Here is a 17468-nt window from a genome sequence, read left to right as displayed (position 1 = left end):
CCTTACTCCTGCTCCGCTACCTTGAATGTCAGACGCACGGTGGTTCCCGCCTGCTCCTTGCTGTCCAGCACGACGTTCCCACCGAATCGTTCCATTATCCGCTTTACCAACACCAGACCGACACCCAGCCCGCCGCGTTTCGTCGTGTAGAAAGGCTTGAAGACCTTTTCGATCTGCTTCGCCGACATCCCGCAGCCCGTATCGACAATCTCGATGGTTACCCGATCGTGCTCCGGCGGCGCCACCGACACGCCGAGGCGCCCGCCGCGCGGCATGGCTTCGATGGCATTGGACAGCACGCTGTTCAGCACTTGCTCGAGCAGCGCTCCGTTCGCATGCACCTCGACCGCAGGCGCCGCCTCGGGCGTCCAGTCGACTTCGATGCCGGCGCGGTGGATCTGCACCTCGTAGGTGGACAGCGCGTTGTTCAGGGCCGAATCGATCTTCACGGCCTCGCGTTCGTCGCTGATCGGCTTCGAAAATTGAAGCAATTCTCGTACCCACTTTGAGAGCCGATCGACCTGGGTAACGATGTCTGTGAGGTTCTTCGCGGTCGACGGGTCAGCGACTTCGAGGGCGACCTCGGCGCTGGAGCGGATCGACGCAAGCGGGTTGCGCAGGCCGTGCGCGACGGCCGAGGACATTTCGCCGAGCGCGACCAGGGTCTTGTTTTCGACCAATTCGCGCTGCTGGGTGTCGATCTGGCGGGCGGCGCGGATGATGATCCAGCGCAGACACAGGTACACGGCCGCGCCCGAAAGGAAGGCAGCGAGCCAGATCAGCAGGTAGCCGCGCTTGAGCGAGTAGATGAGTTCGCGCGGTTCCTTGTAGATTTCGACGACCGAAGCCACCGAGCCATCCCGGTCGAACAAGGGCACGTAGTTCTCGATATAGATGTCCTCGGGATAGCGCATGAACTGCTGCTCCATCTTCGAGCCGGCGGTCCCCTTCAGGTGTCCTCCCGCGACCGCCTCGCGGCGTTCGATGACCTCCTCCAGTTCGTCGTTGTCGGGCAGCGTCTTGCCTATCAACAGCGGATTGGTTGACCAGATCACGTAGCCGTCGGTTGCGAACACGGTGGCGAGCAGCGCCTCGGGCATCTGGCGCAGGTGATCGAAGAATTCCTGGCGCGCACGCGCGAGGTTTTCCGGCTCGAGGCCGAGATCCTGCGCCGAGAGGCGTTCGTCGAGGATGGCGCCGAAGGACACACCGACGGGACCGAAACGGGCATGACGCAGCTCGATCTCGGCGATCGACTGGATGAACTGCCGCGTCAGCATCGCGTCGCGCTTGATCGCTTCGGTGACGAAAAAGTTCGACAGGATCGCGCCCGAGACGATGGCGGCCCCGCCGGTCACCGCCAGGCTGACGATGGAAAACCATTTGCGCAGGTTGAAGGGCTTCCGGATACCGTCCATGTCCGTGAAACTCCACAGAAGCAGGGGACCGGGTGAGATGCCCCGGACACAGGTTCGGCCAGTGTGACGCCAAATCGCGGTCGCCACCGTGATCGACTTAACGTTACTGAATGTACGCCGTGCGGTGGCATTCAATTGCCATTTCAGACGGCCCAAACTCCCCAAAATGGGGGGGGATTCCCCACCCGAAATCCCCCGCATTTTCCGGCTTTTACGCCGACTGATACATATATACGGATACAACTCTATTACTTATTGGGTATGGCATGTGACTTGCAAAAGACCGGCGCACGCGTGATGAGCCTGCCCGACATCCGGATGCTGCCAAGCACCGATCCGCGCACTTGCCGGCGACATCGTGCGCACGGCGGCGATCAGGAGGGGGTGAACATTGCCTGGCGACGCCGATCGACGGCCGCCCGCCGGCTCACGCGCGGGACGGAGCCGCCATCAGGCCGCTCGCGCGCAGCACGCGCCGGTCGACCGCCTCGTCCAGCACACGGTCGGAACCCGCGGTGGCCAGCGTCAGCCACTGGCGCGCGCGGGTGATGCCCGTGTACACGAGCTCGCGCGTGAGGACGGGGTTCAGGCTGTCGGGCAGCACCAGCGCGGCGTGCGTGAACTCGGAACCCTGCGACTTGTGCACCGTCATCGCGTACACCGTCTCGACCGCCTGCAGCCGGCTCGGCAGCACCCAGCGGACGGCCGCGCTACCGTCGCCGGCGGGGAAGGCCACGCGCAGGCCCCACTGCAGTCCGCCATCCGGCGCGGGGCGCGGCAGTTCGAGGGTCACGCCGACGTCGCCGTTCATGAGCCCCAGGCCGTAGTCGTTGCGCGTGACGAGCACGGGCCGGCCGGGATACCAGCTGTGATCGGCCGGAATCAGGCCGGCCGCGTGCAGCATGCGGGCGACGCGTTCGTTGAGCCCTTCGACGCCCCACGGGCCGCGGCGCAGCGCGCACAGCAGCTGGAAACGTCCCTGTGCGGCGAGCACCGCGCGCGCCCAGCGGTCGAAGTCGGCCTGCGCGGCACTCAGCGGGGGCCGCTCCGCACGCATCACCTGCAGGTAATGGCCGAAACCCACGAGCGGCGAGGGCGCACCGTTGCAGGCGCGCTGAGCGCCACCGGGGAAATTCTCCGCGCCGCCGTCGATGACGAGGGCGCGCAAGTCGGCGTCGCCGGCCAGCCGCAGGCGCGCGATATCGACGCAGGGCCGCGGCCCCGATCCGTCCAGCAGCCCGTGCATCGCGACGAAGTCGCCGGTATTGACGGCCTCGGCGAGGCGGCCGATGCCGCTGTCGGCGGTGAAGCGGTGGCTCGTGCGCAGCATCGCCACGGCCTGGTCGAGCGCTTCGCCCCGCGGGTCGACGAGAGCGTCGTCGATACGCGCGCCGGTCACGCCGGCGAGCCAGTCGCGTGTGGCCGGCGTGTAATGTGCTCTGCCCGCGCGGGCGCACAGTTCGCCGAGCACCGCGCCGGCCTCGACCGACGCAAGCTGGTCCTTGTCGCCGAGCAGCACGAGACGTGCGTGCGCGGGCAGCGCCGCGAGCACCGCGGCCATCATCTCGAGATCGACCATCGAGGCCTCGTCGACGACGAGCACATCCAGCGCCAGCGGGTTGCGCGCATCGTGGCGGAAGTGGCGCGTGTCGGGGCGGCTGCCGAGCAGGCGGTGCAGCGTGCCGACCGCGACCGGGATCGCCGCGCGCACGGCTTCGCCGCCGGGCAGGTGGTCGAGCTGGAGCTTCTCGACCGCACCGGCGATCGACTCGTTGAGCCGCGCGGCGGCCTTGCCGGTGGGCGCGGCCAGCCGGATGCGCAGCGGGCGCCGCTGCGGCCCGGTGAGCGCGAGGCTTTGCAGTAGCGCGAGCAGGCGCACGACGGTGGTCGTCTTGCCGGTGCCGGGGCCGCCGGTGACGATACCGAAGGCGCTGCGCGCGACCAGCGCGCAGGCGAGCTTCTGCCAATCCACGGCACCGTCCGCGCGCGGCGGGAAGAGCGCGTCGAGCGCCTGGCGGAAGGCCGTCGGATCGGGCTCAGCGGGCGGTGCGGCCAGCCGCGCGGCGATACCCGCGCGCACGTCGCATTCGTATTGCCAGTAGCGACGCAGGTAGAGGCGGGTGCCGACGAGAACGAGCGGAGTGTTCGCTGCCGAGCGGTCGGAGATGGCGGCGGATAAGGGCTGCGCCTCATCCACCCTGCACCCGGGAATCGCTACCAGCAGCGGATGCACGATCGCCGCGCGCCAGCGCTCGAGCGTCACGCCCGCCAGCGCCTCGTCCGGGAGCGGCGGCAGATCCGTCTCGTCATCCCCCTCGGGCGGCAGCGAGAGCGCGAAGCGCGGGTCGGCGAGCGTCGCGGCGAGGTCGAGGCACACGTGGCCACGGCCGAGCTGGTGACTCGCGAGCGCCGCGGCCAGCAGCAGCAGCGGGTCGGCGGCGGGCGCCTCGTCGCGCAGGAATTCCGCGAACACGCGGTCGAGCGGACGCAGCCAGCCGCGCTCGGCCCAGCGGCGCAGCAGCGCCGGGATGTCCGTGCGGGCCGGCGCGGCGTCGGCCGCGAACAGGTCGTCCATGCGGTCGGCGCCGGGACGGCTGCCCTTGCTCGCGCGCGCCATCACCGGCCCTCCCCGGCGGCCACCGCCATGCCGAATTCGGCATCGAGCGCCTCGATCAGCGCGCGCGGCGGACGCTCGGCATGCACGCCGCGGGTCGGCGCGTGGCTGCCGCGCAGGAAGAGGTACACCGCGCCGCCGACGTGGCGGTCGTAGTCGTAATCGGGCAGGCGCGATTTGAGCAGGCGGTGCAGCGCGAAGAGGTAGAGCACGTACTGCAGCTCGTAGCGCTTCGCGAGCACGGCGTCGCGCATCGCGGCAGGCGTGTAGGCCGCGTCGTCCGGCCCCAGCCAGTTGGATTTGTAGTCGGCCACGTAGTAGCGCCCCTGGTGTTCGAAGACGAGGTCGATGAAGCCCTTGAGCAGGCCGTTGAGCTGGCCCGGCGCGAGCTCCGGGCGCGGCGCGGCGGCGAGCGTGTGCGCGCGCACGAGGGCGTCGAGGCGGACGAGGTCGGCGCGGTGCGTCGCGAACCAGAACTCCATCTCGGGGCGGGCGCCCGCGAGCTCGGCCAACCGCGGCGCTGCGCCGCCGGGCAGCGGCAGCGGCGTCGCGATGAAGTCGAGCAGCCAGCGCGTGAGCGTTTCGGTCCAGTGGCTCCAGCCGCGCACGGCGCAGCGGCGCGCGATCATGTCGCGGGTGCGTGCGGGCGCTGCGAGCACGCGGCCGAAGCCTTCGCGCGCGGCCCATTCGAGGATCTCGTGCAGGAAGGTGCCGGGGCCGGCCCCGCGCGCGAAGCGGTGCAGGCGCTGATCACCGCCGGGGGCAAGCAGGGCGCCGGGGGCTTCGTCGAGGATCTCGGCGAAGGTCTCCTCGGCGGGCGTTTGCGCGGCGGGGAGTGGTGGAACAATCGTGGGTTGCGGAGCAAGGGCGGGCACGGCGACGGAACCTGCCCCGGCTGCGGCAAACTCGCGCGCGCCGGCTTCCGCGCCATCCGCCTCCGCGGTGCGCAGCGCCGAATAGCTCGCGATCCACCAGAATTCGCGCACCGGCCGGCGCGGTTCGCGCGCGGCACCGACTGCGCTGCGCGCAACCTGCGGCACGAAGCGCGCGCCCACGCTCGCCGGGGCGGGCTCGATCGCGATGTCCTTGCAGCTGCCGCGCAGGGCGTCCAGCGCCTCGGGCAAGGCGGCCACCGCGATCGGCGCGCCACCGGCGAGAAGATAGCCCAGCGCGCTGAGTTCGAGCTTGTCCACCGGCGCGACGCCTATCCAGGTCGCGTGGCGCGCGCGCGTCAGCGCGACGTAGAGCTTGCGCAAATCCTCGCCGAGGCGCTCGCGGTCGGCATGCGGGACGTCGTCGCCTTCCGGTTCCAGCACGAGCCGGAGCCCGCCCTCGGCGTCGTGCAGCTTGAGCGGCAGGCTCTTCGCCGTGGTTTCGAAGTAGGTGCACGCGAAGGGCAGGAACACCAGCGGATATTCGAGGCCCTTGGATTTGTGCACGGTGACGACCTGCACGAGGTCGGCGTCGCTCTCCAGGCGCAGTTTCCTCGCGTCATCGCCGTTCCCGGCGTCGGCGCGCTGCTCGGCGAGGTGACGGATCAGCGCATGTTCGCCGTCGAGCGCGACGCTGGCGTGCTGCAGCAGTTCCGCGAGATGCAGCAGGTCGGTGAGCGCACGCTCGCCATCGACCGGCGCGTCCCCTGCCCCGCCGAGGAGCCGCCGCGGCACGCCAAAGTCGCCCAGCAGGCGGCGCAGCATCGGCAGCACGCCCTGGCGGCGCCACAGCTGGCGGTAGGCGCGGAACTGCAGCACGCGGCCTTCCCACGCGAGTTCGTCGCGGCGCAGGCGATCGAGCGCGCTCCAGTCCAGACCCAGACTGGGGGTCGCGAGCGCGGCCCGCAGCAGGCCGGCGTCGTCCGGTTCGGCGCAGGCGGCGAGCCAGCGCTGCAGCTCTTCCGCCTGCGGGCTGGCGAACACCGATTCCTGGTCGGAGAGATAGACGCTGCGCACCCCGCCCGCGGCGAGCTCGGCACGCACCGCGTCGGCTTCCTTGCGGCTGTTCACGAGGATCGCGATGTCGGCCGGGCGCAGCGCGGCGAAGGCTTCGCCCGCACTTGCGTCACCCTCGCGCGCAAAACCCGCCCGCCCCTGCTGGCCCAGGTTCAACAGGCTCACGATCTCCGCGGCACAGCTCGCGGCCATGCGCGCGCGGTAGTCCGTGACGCCAACCGCCTTGCCCGCCTCACGCGGCGCGAGCGCCCAGCACGTCAGCGCAGTGACCGGCGCCCCGTCCGCGACGAGGCGCTCGCGCCGTCCCCTCGCCGCGACGGCGTGGAAGGGCACGGGGTTGTCGTCCTGCGCGCGGAACAGGAAGGCGCCCTCACCGTCCTCGCGCGCTTCGGCCTGGGCGAAGCAGCGGTTCACCGCCGCGACCATCGCGTCGGTCGAGCGGTAGTTGGTGCCCAGCGTGAACAGGCGTCCGCCGGCGTCGCGGCGCGCGCGCAGGTAGGTGAAGATGTCCGCGCCGCGGAAGGCGTAGATCGCCTGCTTGGGGTCGCCGATCAGCACCACGCCGGCGTCGGGCGCGTTGTCGGCGATGCGATAGACGCGGTCGAAGATGTCGTACTGGACCGGGTCGGTGTCCTGGAACTCGTCGATCAGCGCGACCGGGAACTGCCGGCGGATCAGTTCGGCGAGGCGTTCGCCGTTGGGCTGGCGCAGCGCCGCTGCGAGGCGCGTGAGCAGATCGTTGAAGCCCATCTGCGCTCGACGCTGCTGCTCGGCGGCGAAGCGCCGGGCGACCCAGCGCGCGGCGAAGCACAGCAGCTCGGCGCGCGCATCGGGCAGCTCGGCGAGCGCGGCCTGCAGGCGGGGGATCGCATCGAAGGCGGGGTGCGCGGGCGGCGCGACGCCTTCCTTCCATCCGTCGGCGATTCCTTCGGGCGTGAGGCGGTCCCACCCGCTGTTGAGCCCCGGTGCCACTGCAGCGTCATCCGACGCCCAGGCGCGCAGGGCGTCGAGCCAGGGCTGGTAAAAGCGCTTCTGGATCTTGCGGCCGTTGACCTGCTTCGCGGCGACCGCTGCGTCCAGCAGGGTTTCCAGCTCGTCCGCCCATCCGGGCCACGGCGCCTTGAGCGCCGCGAGCGCCTGCGCCTTCTCCTCGCGCGCGGCGGCCATCGCGTCGGCCGGCTGCGGCGCATCGTCCAGTTCCGCGGCGTGCTCGACGAGCTTGCCCAGCTCGCCCTGCAGCGCGTCCGGCGTCGCCCACCAGCCGGCAATCTCCGCGACCGCGCGCTCGTCCAGCGGCACGAAGAAACTGCGCCAGAAATCGCGCACGACCTCGGCGAGCAGTTCGCGCTGGTCGGTTTCGAGCTGCTGCGTGAACAGGCTGTCGCTGTCGAAGGCGTGCTCGTTGAGCATGCGCTTGCACCAGCCGTGGATGGTCGACACCGCGGCCTCGTCCATCCATTCCGCGGCGAGCTGCAGCTTGCGCGCGCAGCCGGGCCAGCTTTCCGGCGGATAGTCGGCGCGCAGGTCGTGCAGGAGATCCTTGCCCGGCTCCTGCTGCCCGACACCGAACGGATCGGCGCGGAAATACCCCGCCGCCTCGGCCAGCCGCGCGCGGATGCGGTCGCGCAGCTCCTTGGTCGCGGCGTCGGTGAAGGTCACGACGAGGATCTCGGGCGGCGTCAGCGCGCGCGCGAAGGCGGCCTCGCCGCCGTGGCCGAGCACGAGGCGCACGTACAGCGCGGCGATCGTGAAGGTCTTGCCCGTGCCGGCGCTCGCCTCGATGAGGCGGCTGCCGTGCAGCGGGAAGGCGAGCGGGTCGAGTGTCTGCGGGGCGGTCATTGTCTGCGGATTCATGCCTCGTGTCCCTTGCTGCCCCTGGACGCGCCGACCGCGTCGTACAGCGGGCGCAGCAGCATGTCCGCAAGCCGCGCGAACTCGCCGCCGGCCCACAGCGCGTCGAAATCCGGCCACGTGCGCGCGAGATAGACGCTGTAGGCGCGCTCGCCCTGGCGCATGAAGCCGTCGCCGTCGAAGGCGATGCGCGCCTCGCGCCCGGCGTCGCTGTCCTTGGGCGTGTCCGGGCGCCCCCCTTTGCCGATCCACGCGAAGGCCGTCTGCGCCGCGAGCGGCAGCGGGCGCGTGAGCCCCTCGTGCCAGGCTTCCAGCAGGCGGCAGACGTATTCCTGCGCCGCTTCGGGTGCGAGCGGGTTGATCGGCGCATCGCCCGCCTTGCTGACGATGCGGCTCGTCAGCGGCACGCCGCCGAGATGGCCGGCCACATGCGCGACCCAGTGGCCGAGGAGCTTGTCGCGGCGGTACTTGCCGTCCTTGATGACGCTGCCGCTTTCCAGCACGAGCCGCCCGCGCGCGCCTTCCGTATTGCGGCGCAGGCCGCCGAGGCGATCGGCGACGACGAGCTGCGCACCGCCGGCCTCGTGTGCGAAGGCGAGTTCCTCGTCCGGCTCGACCACCTCGGGCCAGTCCGCGAGCGCCTGCGCGTAGCGCTCGAAGAGGCTTGCCATCGGCTCGGCGAGCTGCACCTGCGCCAGCGCCGCAAAGCGCCCGGGTGCGAGCTCGCCGCGGCGTTCGATGCGCGCGAGCGCGCTTTCCAGCGCCGCCTCGCGCGCATCGCCACGGCCCAGCGCGTCGAGCTGGGCGGCGATCAGCTCGTCCTGCAGCTGCCAGTTCTGCAGCGCGTCGAGCGCGAAGGGCTCGTGGTCCTCGCTCGCCGGGTCGGGGAGCTCGAAATACACGCCCAGGCGCCGGCGCAGGAAGACCTTCGCGGGCTCCTTGAGAAAATCGGCAAGCTCGCGCAGCGTCAGCGGCTCGGGCTCTTCGAGCGGCGGAAGCGGCACGGGCGCGGTGGCATCACCCGCAACGCCGTCGTGCCCATCGTGCCCATCGTGCCACTCGCGCGCATAGGTGAACAGCGGCGAGGCGGCACCATCGGCCGGGAAGTAATCCGGGCTGAAGGGCTGCAGGCGGTGCTCGACGGTGATCGCGGCGAGGAGCCCCTCGCCTGCCCCCTCGCCATCCCGCCCCGCGAGCCGCCAGCCCGCCGCGAGGTGGTCGCGCAGCTGCCCGACCAGCACCGAAGGCGGGCGCGCGGTGTTGTCGTGGATGCTGCGCCCGACCCAGCTCAGGTGCAGGCGCTCGCGCGCGGAGAGCAGCGCTTCGAGGAACAGGTAGCGGTCGTCCTCGCGGCGCGAACGGTCGCCGGGGCGGTAATCGCGCCCCATCAGGTCGAAGTCCATCGGCACGCGCGTGCGCGGGTACTCGCCGTCGTTCATCCCCAGCAGGCACACGTGGCGGAAGGGGATCGCGCGCATCGGCATCAGCGTCGCGAAAGTCACCGCGCCGGCGAAGAAACGCTGCGACAGGCCCGAATCATCGATCTGCGCGAGCCAGTGTTCGCGCACCACCGACAGCGGCAGCGCCTCGGCGAGCCCCGCGGCGGCGCAGGCTTCCTGCCAAGCCTGCAGCGCGGATTCGAGCCGCTGCAGCGTGTAGGCGCCGCTGGCGTCGGCGGGGTCGAAGAAGTCCGCGAGCAGGCCGCGCAGGCGCCGGCACCAGTCCTCGACCGTCGCCGCCTCGCGCAGCCCTCGCCACGCGGCGTCGAGACGCTCCAGCAGCGTCGCGAGCGGCCCGACCAGGCCCGCATCGAGGCCGCCGATCTCGTCGTAGGGCTCGATGCCCTGCCAGGCCTCATTGGCGTTCCCCGCGCCATCCCCCGCGCTGCCCACCGCATAGCCCAGCAGCATGCGGCGCAGGCCGAACAGCCACGAGTTCTGCTCCGCCCCGTCGGGCAGGCCCAGGCTCGCGCGCTGCTCCGCGTGCAGGCCCCAGCGGATGTTCGCGCCGCGCACCCAGCGGTGCAGCAGCGGCAGCTCGTCCTCCGCGATGCCGAAGCGCGCGCGCAGCGCGGGCACTTCGAGGAGATCGAGCACGTCGGAGACGGCCACGCGCGACTGCGGCAGGCCCAGCAGCTTCTCGACCGCGCCCAGCAGCGGATCGTGGTGGCGCAGGCCCTGGTCGGCGACCGTGAAGGGGATGGAGCGCGGATCCTCGGCGTCGAGCAGGCCGAACACCGCCTGGATGTGCGGCGCGTAGGCGTCGATATCCGGCACCATCACGATCACGTCGCGCGGACGCAGGCTCGCGTCGGCGTTGAAGGCCGCCAGCAGCTGGTCATGCAGGATCTCGACCTCGCGCTGCGGGCCGTGCGCGACGTGGAAGCGGATCGACGTGTCCGTCGCCGGATCGACCGCCGGCCAGCGCGTGCGCGTCTCGGCGAGCGGACGCAGGTCGCGGATGTCGTCCTGCAGCTGGTGCAGCAGCGAGCCCTCGCCATGCGGCGCGAACAGGTCGATACGCGTGCCGACCTCGGCGAAACGGCGCGCATAGCGCTCGCGCGCCTCGCCCGCGTCGTGCTCGTCGAGCAGGCCGATGAAGTCCCGCCCCTGCTTGCCCCAGGCCGCGAGCAGCGGATGGGCGTGCAGGTGCAGTTCCTCCTCCCCCAGCATGGCCGGCATGCCGGCGCGGCGCGCGTGGCGCGAGCCGCTCGCGCGCAGCAGATCCTTGTCCGCGACGATGTCGGCCCAGTAATGCTCGCACGGGTTATGCACGCACAGCAGCACCTGGCTCCACTGCGCGATCGCCGCGAGCACCTCCAGCGTCTGCGCCGGCAGCGAGGAGATGCCGAACACCATCACGCGCCGCGGCAGCGCGGGCGGCCGGGGCGCGTCGCGCATCCCCGCGACAGCATCGAGGAAGCGCGTATGCACGGCGGCGCGGCCGCTGCCCGCGAGTGCCGGGCCGACGTCCTCCAGCAGTGCGCGCCACAGCGCCGGCTGCCAGGCTTGTGCCGCCGGCAAGGGCTCGCGCCCGCCGCGCGCCGTGAGCAGCACGTCCTCGCCCGCAGCCCAGGCCTCGAGCCAGTCGGCACGGTACATCTGGTACTGGTCGAAGAGGTCGGCGAGGCGCTCGGCGAGCTGGTGGCGCTTGCGCAAGTCCTCGTCGTCCGACAGGAAGCGCGCGAGCGGCGCGAACTCGTCGCGCGCGAGCAATGCGGGCAACAGCCGCATCAGCCGCCACACGAGAAGAGGTTTGTCGAAGGGCGACACTTCCGGCACCGCCTCGCCGCCCAGCACCGCACGATACGCCTGCCACACGAAGCGCGAGGGCAGGAAGGCGTCCAGCGCCGCGGCGATACCGCAGCCCCCGGCCGCCTCGTCGGCCGCCAGCGCCATCTTCAGCCACTGCGCGATGCCGTTGCTCTGCACGAGGATCAGCTCGTTCTCCAGCGGCGCCAGCGGATGACGCTTCATCCACGCGACCAGCACGTCGCGCAGCGCCTCCGGGTGATTGCCGTGGATCACCATCAGCCCGCCCGTCAGCTCGCCAGCCACCTCGTCCTCACGCTCCATGCCTGTCCCGGTCTCCCCTTGCCGCACCGAATCCATTCGTCTCGCACTGTAGCGCCCGCGTACGACAGAACGCGTCGCATCCCTTTGCCGGGGCCGCGTGCAACCGGTAACAGTAGCATGCAGCCCGCGCTCGTCGACAAGCGCCTGAAACATTGCCCTGCGATAGTCAGTCGTACACGCGCAACGATAAACAGGCCGAACGATGACGCCGCACTCCAGAACACTCGTGCTTCCCCGCCCGGCCCGCTGGCGCGGCGGCCTTGCCGCGACGGTGATGCTGGGCCTCGCCCTGGCACTGCAACAGGCCGACGGCGGACTGCTGGACCGCGCCTTTGCGGCGACGATCTCCGCCCTGAGGCCCGCCCGCGCGGAAGGCACCATCAGCGCCCTGCCCGACTACCGCGTGAGCGTCGAGGCCTACCCCGTCGCCGGCGTCACGCGCAACCTCTCGGGCCTCGCGTGGGACGCACAGCGCGGCCACCTGTGGGCCGTCGTCAACGAACCCCCGCAACTGCTGGCGCTCGACACCGACGGCGACGTGCTGGCGCGCCACCCCCTGGTCGGCTTCCACGACGTCGAAGGCATCGCCGTGCTGGGCAACGGCCAGCTGCTGCTCGCCGAAGAACGCCGCCAGACCCTCGTCGTCGTACCGATGCCCGCGGGCGCCGACGCGGCGCTGTCGCGCGACGGCCTGCCAGCGCTCACGCTCGCGCTGGGGGGCGGCGACAACGCCGGCCTCGAAGGGCTCGCCTACGACGAAGCCCGCGACCGCCTGTTCGTCGTCAAGGAACACTCGCCACGCAAGCTCTACGAGATCCGCGGCCTGCGCGCGAGCCTCGCCGGCCGCCTCGACATCGAAGTGATCGACCGCGAGGACTGGATCCGCAACAAGTTCGTCGCGCGCGATTTCTCCTCGGTCGAGTTCGACCCGCGCACCGGCCACCTGATCCTGCTCAGCGACGCCTCCAGGCTCGCGCTCGAACTCGACGCCGACGGCCGCTACGTTGGCTATCAGGGCCTCGCCGCCGGATTCGCCGGCCTCGCCGGCAGCATCCCGCAGGCCGAAGGCGTCACGCTCGACGAACGCGGCAACCTGTACGTCGTCAGCGAACCGAATCTTTTCTACGCCTTCCGCCCCGACTGAGCGGGGTACTTTCCCCGCCATCGCCACGAGTTTGCGTCAGATCAAACTTACCCGATTTGGAAATTAGGATTGTCTTACACAGCCTATACTTGAAAAGCTCACAAGGCTTCAGGCAATAAGACGCAAGGGGAAGGAAAATGACGAAATTCGTTGATGTACACAGCACCGCACCGGTGCTCGATCCCGGCTTCACCTTTTCCGCATACTCGGCGGAAATGCTGTCGACGATGACTTCGATCGACCACGCGACGGACACCATGCTGATCGCGAATCCGACGTCCATGTCGCCGCCGGGCGTCGGAACCATGCAGATGGGATGGGGTGACGGCACGCAGCTGCAGATCGGCATCACCTCCATCGGCACCAGCTCGTTCACGATGAACGGCATGCGGCTCGAAGCTGCGGATGGCGACTATTTCGCGCTGCAGGGCGGAGGTCGCGTCGGCCTCGATTCGGCGGGTGATCTCAGCGCCTCGAACCTGCGCCTGACACGCCTGATGGTCGGCAGTGACCAGGCCGGCCAGATCCTGAACGGCTCCGGGCGCATGAACCTCGAGGACGGCACGATGTCCGGCAAGGTCACGTCCATGACCTTCAGCTGGCTCGACGACAACCTCGCCACGCCGGCCCTCGAATGGCACTACGTGACGCTCAAGGGCAGCGTGGGCCTGCGCGGCGACGCCTTCTCGTCCGACTTCGGCACGCTGAGCGGCCGGATCAGCGGCTTCGAGTGGGGCACGATGACCACCGATGCCGACGGCAATCCGCTGGACTTCGCGCCCACCACGACGTTCAGCGGACTGAAGATGGATGCGGCCGCCACGCTCGCCGGACTCGACTCCGGCGGCTTCGATACGCTGATGGCCGGCCTGTACGCCGGCAGCGACGTGATAGACGGCACTGCCGGTGACGACTTCCTCGAATCCTCGACCGGCAACGACAAGGTCTTCGGTGAAGCGGGCAACGACCACATCAACGGCGGCGCGGGCAACGACCAGCTCTTCGGCGGCGACGGCGACGACCACATCATCGGCGGCGCCGGCAACGACAGGATCGTCGACGAGTCCGGCAACAACACCGTGCTCGACACCGAAGGCAACGCGCGCGTCACCACCGGTGCCGGCAACGACGCCATCACCACCGGCGCGGGCAACGACCGCATCCTCGCAGGCGACGGCAACAACGACGTCGAATCCGGTGCCGGCAACGACAACATCACGACCGGGTCCGGCGCGGATTTCATCTTCGCCGGCAGCGGCAACGACAAGGTCGTGGCCGGGGACGGTAACAACTGGGTCGAAGGCGGCGCGGGCAACGACGTGCTGCGCACCGGCGCGGGTGCCGACGTGATCTACGGCGGCGAAGGCGCCGACAAGATCTGGGGCGGAGCCGGCAGCGACGTCTTCGTGTTCGACAACGTCGCCGTCGGCGGCAAGGACGTCATCAACGATTTCAATGCGACCGAGGATTTCTTCGCCTTCGACACCAGCGTATTCACGTCGCTCGCGGGCGGCATCAGCGCGGAAAACGTCGTCGTCGGCGCGAAGGCGGTCGCATTGGAAACAGACGATTACCTGATCCTCGACACGCAGGGCGGCAAGCTGTATTACGATGCGGACGGCAGCGGGGCCGGGGCCGCGGTGCAGATCGCGGTCGTGAAGGGCTCGCTCACCAGCATGGAGGACGGCCACAACTTCATCGACGAAGCGGTGCTGTTCGCCTGACCCCCCGGTATCCCGGCAATCGCGAAGGCTGCCCCCGGGGCAGCCTTTTTCATGCCAATATGCTCAATTAGCCGCACCGGCTGCAAGCCGCCTTCCCGTGATGTCAGAAACCCGGCAGTTCGTCTCCACCTTCCGCTCGATCTTCCTCAACGCGGGCGTATTCAGCCTCGCGATCAACATCGCGCTGCTCGCCCCCTCGCTCTACATGCTGCAGGTATTCGACCGCGTGCTCGCCAGCCGCAGCGACGAAACCCTGCTGATGCTGAGCATCGCGACCGCCGGCGCACTGCTGACGGCGCTCGCCCTCGACTACCTGCGCAACCTGCTGCTGCAGCGCGCCGGCGCGCTGCTCGACCGCACGCTGGGCCGGCGCGTGCTCGTCGCGCTGATCCGCAACGCCTCGAACATCCAGCGCCGCGAAAACCTGCACGGCCTGCGCGACGTCGCACAACTGCGCGGCTTCCTCACCGGCGCCGGCGTCATCTCGCTGTTCGACGCGCCATGGGGCGTGATCTTCGTCGTCCTGATCTTCCTGTTCCACCCGCTGATGGGCATCGTCGCCGTCGGCGGCATGCTCGTCCTGCTCGTGCTGGCGCTGTTCAACGAGCGCATGAACCGCAAGAAGGTCGAAGCGGTGCAGGATCGCACCCGTCGCGCCGGCCAGTACATCGACAAGGGCATGGCCAACGCCGACGTGCTCAACTCCATGGGCATGACCGCCCCCTTCGTCGAGCGCTGGCACACGCTCAACGACGAGGTGATCGCCACCTCGCTCGCCACCAGCCGCATCATGAGCGGCGTCACGAGCCTGTCGCGCTTCGTGCGCCAGTTCATCCAGGTCGCCGTCATGGGCACCGGCGCATGGCTCGTGATCGACCAGCACGTCACGCCGGGCATCATGATCGCCTCGACCATCCTGCTGGGCCGCGCGCTCGCCCCGGTCGAAAGCGTCATCGGCAACTGGAACAACTTCGTGCTCGCACGCGCGGCATGGGCGCGCATGAAGCCCTTCCTCGACGAGGACGAGACCGCGGCGCCGACCAGCCTGCCCGAACCGCACGGCGAGCTGTCGGTCGAGGCCGTCACCCTTGCCGGCCGCACGGCGATGCAGACCATCCTGCGCCAGGTGAGCTTCCAGCTCCCCGCCGGCCAGTCGCTCGCGATCGTCGGCCCCAGCGCCTCGGGCAAGTCCAGCCTCGCGCGCCTGCTCGCCGGCGTGTGGGCGCCGACCCACGGCACCGTGCGCGTCGACGGCGCGGACGTGCGCCAGCTCGTCGCCAGCGGCCACGGTCGCCACATCGGCTACCTGCCGCAGGACGTCGAACTGTTCCCCGGCACCATCGCCGAAAACATCGCCCGCCTCGGCACCGTCAACGCCGAACGCGTCATCGCCGCCGCCCAGCGGGCGCAGGTGCATGAGCTGATCCTGCGCCTGCCCGAGGGCTATGACACCCGCATCAGCCAGACCGACTACATCCTGTCCGGCGGACAGATGCAGCGCATCGGTCTCGCACGCGCGCTGTACGACGACCCCGCGCTCGTGATCCTCGACGAACCCAACGCCAACCTCGACGCCGACGGCGAAGCCAGCCTCGTGCGCTGCATACGCCAGATCACGCACGACGGCGTGACGGTCGTGATGGTCACGCACAAACCCAGCCTGCTCGACTGCATAGACCGCGTGCTGGTGCTGCGCGAAGGCCGCGTCGAAGGCTACGGGCCGCGCGAGGAGCTGCTCGCGCGCATCGCGCCGCAGCGCGTTGCCCCCGTCACAGCTGTCGCGCCCGTCGCCCCCGTGCCCCCCAACCGCGTGCAGGAGGCATGATGATCGACCAGACGAAACGCCTCATCCGCGTCGGCCAGTTCATCATCGCCATCGCTTTCGTGGGCGTGGGCATCTGGCTCGCGCTCGCGCCGCTGCAAGGCGCCGTCATCATGATGGCGCAGGCCAAGGTCGACGCCAACCGCAAGGCCGTGCAGCACAACGAAGGCGGCATCGTGAACGAGATCTTCGTGCGCGACGGCGACATCGTCACCGAAGGCCAGCCGCTCATCGTGCTGCGCGACGCGCAAGCCGAGGCGCTGTACTCGGTCACGCACACCGCGCTCGACGCCGAACTCGCCCGCCACGCCCGCCTCGAAGCGGAAATGACCGGCAGCACCCCGAAATTCCCGCAGGCGCTGCTGCAGCGCAAGGACGACCCGGTCGCCGCCGAAATGATGCACCGTGAGCAGGCACTCTTCGATGAGCGCCGTCGTGCGCTCGCCGCGCAGATCGCGCTGCTCGACAACCAGGCGAAGAGCGTCGGCGACGAAGTCGAGGCGCTCAAGGCGCAGATGGAAGCCGAGCGCATGGGTGCCGCGGCCGCCGAGGAGGAGATGGCCAGCCTCGCGTCGCTGAAGGACCAGAAGTTCGTCGCCAACACCCGGCTGCTGACGCAGAAGCGCGTGATCTCCGACTACCGCTCGCGCCAGGAAGAGCGCCGCTCCGAGATCGCCCACGCGCAGAGCCAACGCGAGGAACTGCGCCTGCGCGCGGTGACGCTGCGCAGCGACCTCGTGCGCCAGGCCGCCGAAGAGGCCAAGGCCAGCACCACGCGCATCATGGAACTGCAGGACCGCCTGCGGCCCGCCTCCGACCTGCTGCAGCGCCTGACCATTCGCGCGCCGGTCGCCGGCCGCGTGCTGAACCTCGCCGTGCATACCTCGGGCGGCACGATCGCGCCGCGCGCGATGCTGATGGAGATCGTGCCCAACACCGGCCCGCTCGTGCTCGAAGGCCGCGTGCATGTCGACTCGATCAAGGACCTGCACGTCGGCCAGGCGGCGGACATCCGCCTCACCGCGCTGCCGCACCGCACGACGCCGCTGTTCCCCGGCAAGGTCAGCTACATCTCGCCCGACGCGCTGACGGTCGAGGACGGTGCGACCTTCTACCTCGTCCAGCTCATCCCCGACGCCGCCGAAGCCGGCTCGCTGCTCGCAGAGCTGCAGCCCGGCATGGCCGCAGAGGTATTCATCCGCACCAAGCCGCGCACCGCGCTCGAATACCTGCTCGAACCGGTCACCGACACGATGATGCGCGCCTTCCGCGAACGCTGAGACTGATAACAGGGCGATCGGCTGGCCCCCCGTTCGCCCGGACGGAGGCCGGCACGGACGGGGAACGAAGCCCTCCCCGGCCCACCGCCCC

At 70.1% G+C, this 17468-nt stretch carries 8 protein-coding genes; 4 read left to right on the top strand and 4 right to left on the bottom strand.

The features are described from left to right. Positions 1–2: 2 nt before the first annotated feature. The 4 genes from F464_RS0108545 to recC all read right to left on the bottom strand — a co-directional run bounded on the left by F464_RS0108545 (position 3) and on the right by recC (position 11407). Positions 3–1418 (bottom strand): sensor histidine kinase, encoded by a 1416-nt coding sequence (locus F464_RS0108545; RefSeq protein WP_018989378.1) that lies wholly within the window; start codon positions 1416–1418, stop codon positions 3–5. A 427-nt stretch (positions 1419–1845) separates the two neighbouring features. Beyond that, the gene (gene recD, locus F464_RS0108540; RefSeq protein WP_018989377.1) at positions 1846–4035 is read right to left on the bottom strand and encodes an exodeoxyribonuclease V subunit alpha; all 2190 of its coding nucleotides are present in this window, start codon (positions 4033–4035) and stop codon (positions 1846–1848) included. Then, complete coding sequence (recB, locus tag F464_RS0108535) at positions 4035–7835, bottom strand: exodeoxyribonuclease V subunit beta (RefSeq protein WP_018989376.1); 3801 nt, start codon at positions 7833–7835, stop codon at positions 4035–4037. The genes recD and recB overlap by 1 nt, the downstream gene beginning before the upstream one ends. Then, entirely contained in the window at positions 7832–11407 is a 3576-nt protein-coding gene (gene recC / locus F464_RS0108530) for an exodeoxyribonuclease V subunit gamma (protein ID WP_018989375.1), read from the bottom strand. Before recC ends, recB begins: the two co-directional genes overlap by 4 nt. Positions 11408–11633: 226 nt before the next feature. Between recC and F464_RS0108525 the strand changes: the two genes are divergently transcribed. From F464_RS0108525 to F464_RS28050, 4 genes are all read left to right on the top strand, one after another. Further along, a complete protein-coding gene (locus tag F464_RS0108525; RefSeq protein WP_232428852.1) occupies positions 11634–12551 on the top strand; it encodes an SdiA-regulated domain-containing protein in 918 nt (305 codons plus the stop codon). Positions 12552–12688: 137 nt separating this feature from the next. Beyond that, positions 12689–14275, top strand: a complete 1587-nt coding sequence (locus F464_RS0108520) for a calcium-binding protein (protein ID WP_018989373.1) — start codon at positions 12689–12691, stop codon at positions 14273–14275. A 100-nt stretch (positions 14276–14375) separates the two neighbouring features. Next, complete coding sequence (locus tag F464_RS0108515; RefSeq protein ID WP_018989372.1) at positions 14376–16100, top strand: type I secretion system permease/ATPase; 1725 nt, start codon at positions 14376–14378, stop codon at positions 16098–16100. After that, a complete protein-coding gene (locus F464_RS28050; protein WP_018989371.1) occupies positions 16100–17377 on the top strand; it encodes an HlyD family type I secretion periplasmic adaptor subunit in 1278 nt (425 codons plus the stop codon). Before F464_RS0108515 ends, F464_RS28050 begins: the two co-directional genes overlap by 1 nt. The last annotated feature ends 91 nt before the right edge of the window (positions 17378–17468 follow it).

This window comes from Aromatoleum toluclasticum ATCC 700605 (genome assembly GCF_000378245.1).
Classification (GTDB): domain Bacteria; phylum Pseudomonadota; class Gammaproteobacteria; order Burkholderiales; family Rhodocyclaceae; genus Aromatoleum; species Aromatoleum toluclasticum.
Note: the sequence above shows the minus strand (reverse complement) of the source record. Positions and strands in the feature narration are given on the sequence as shown.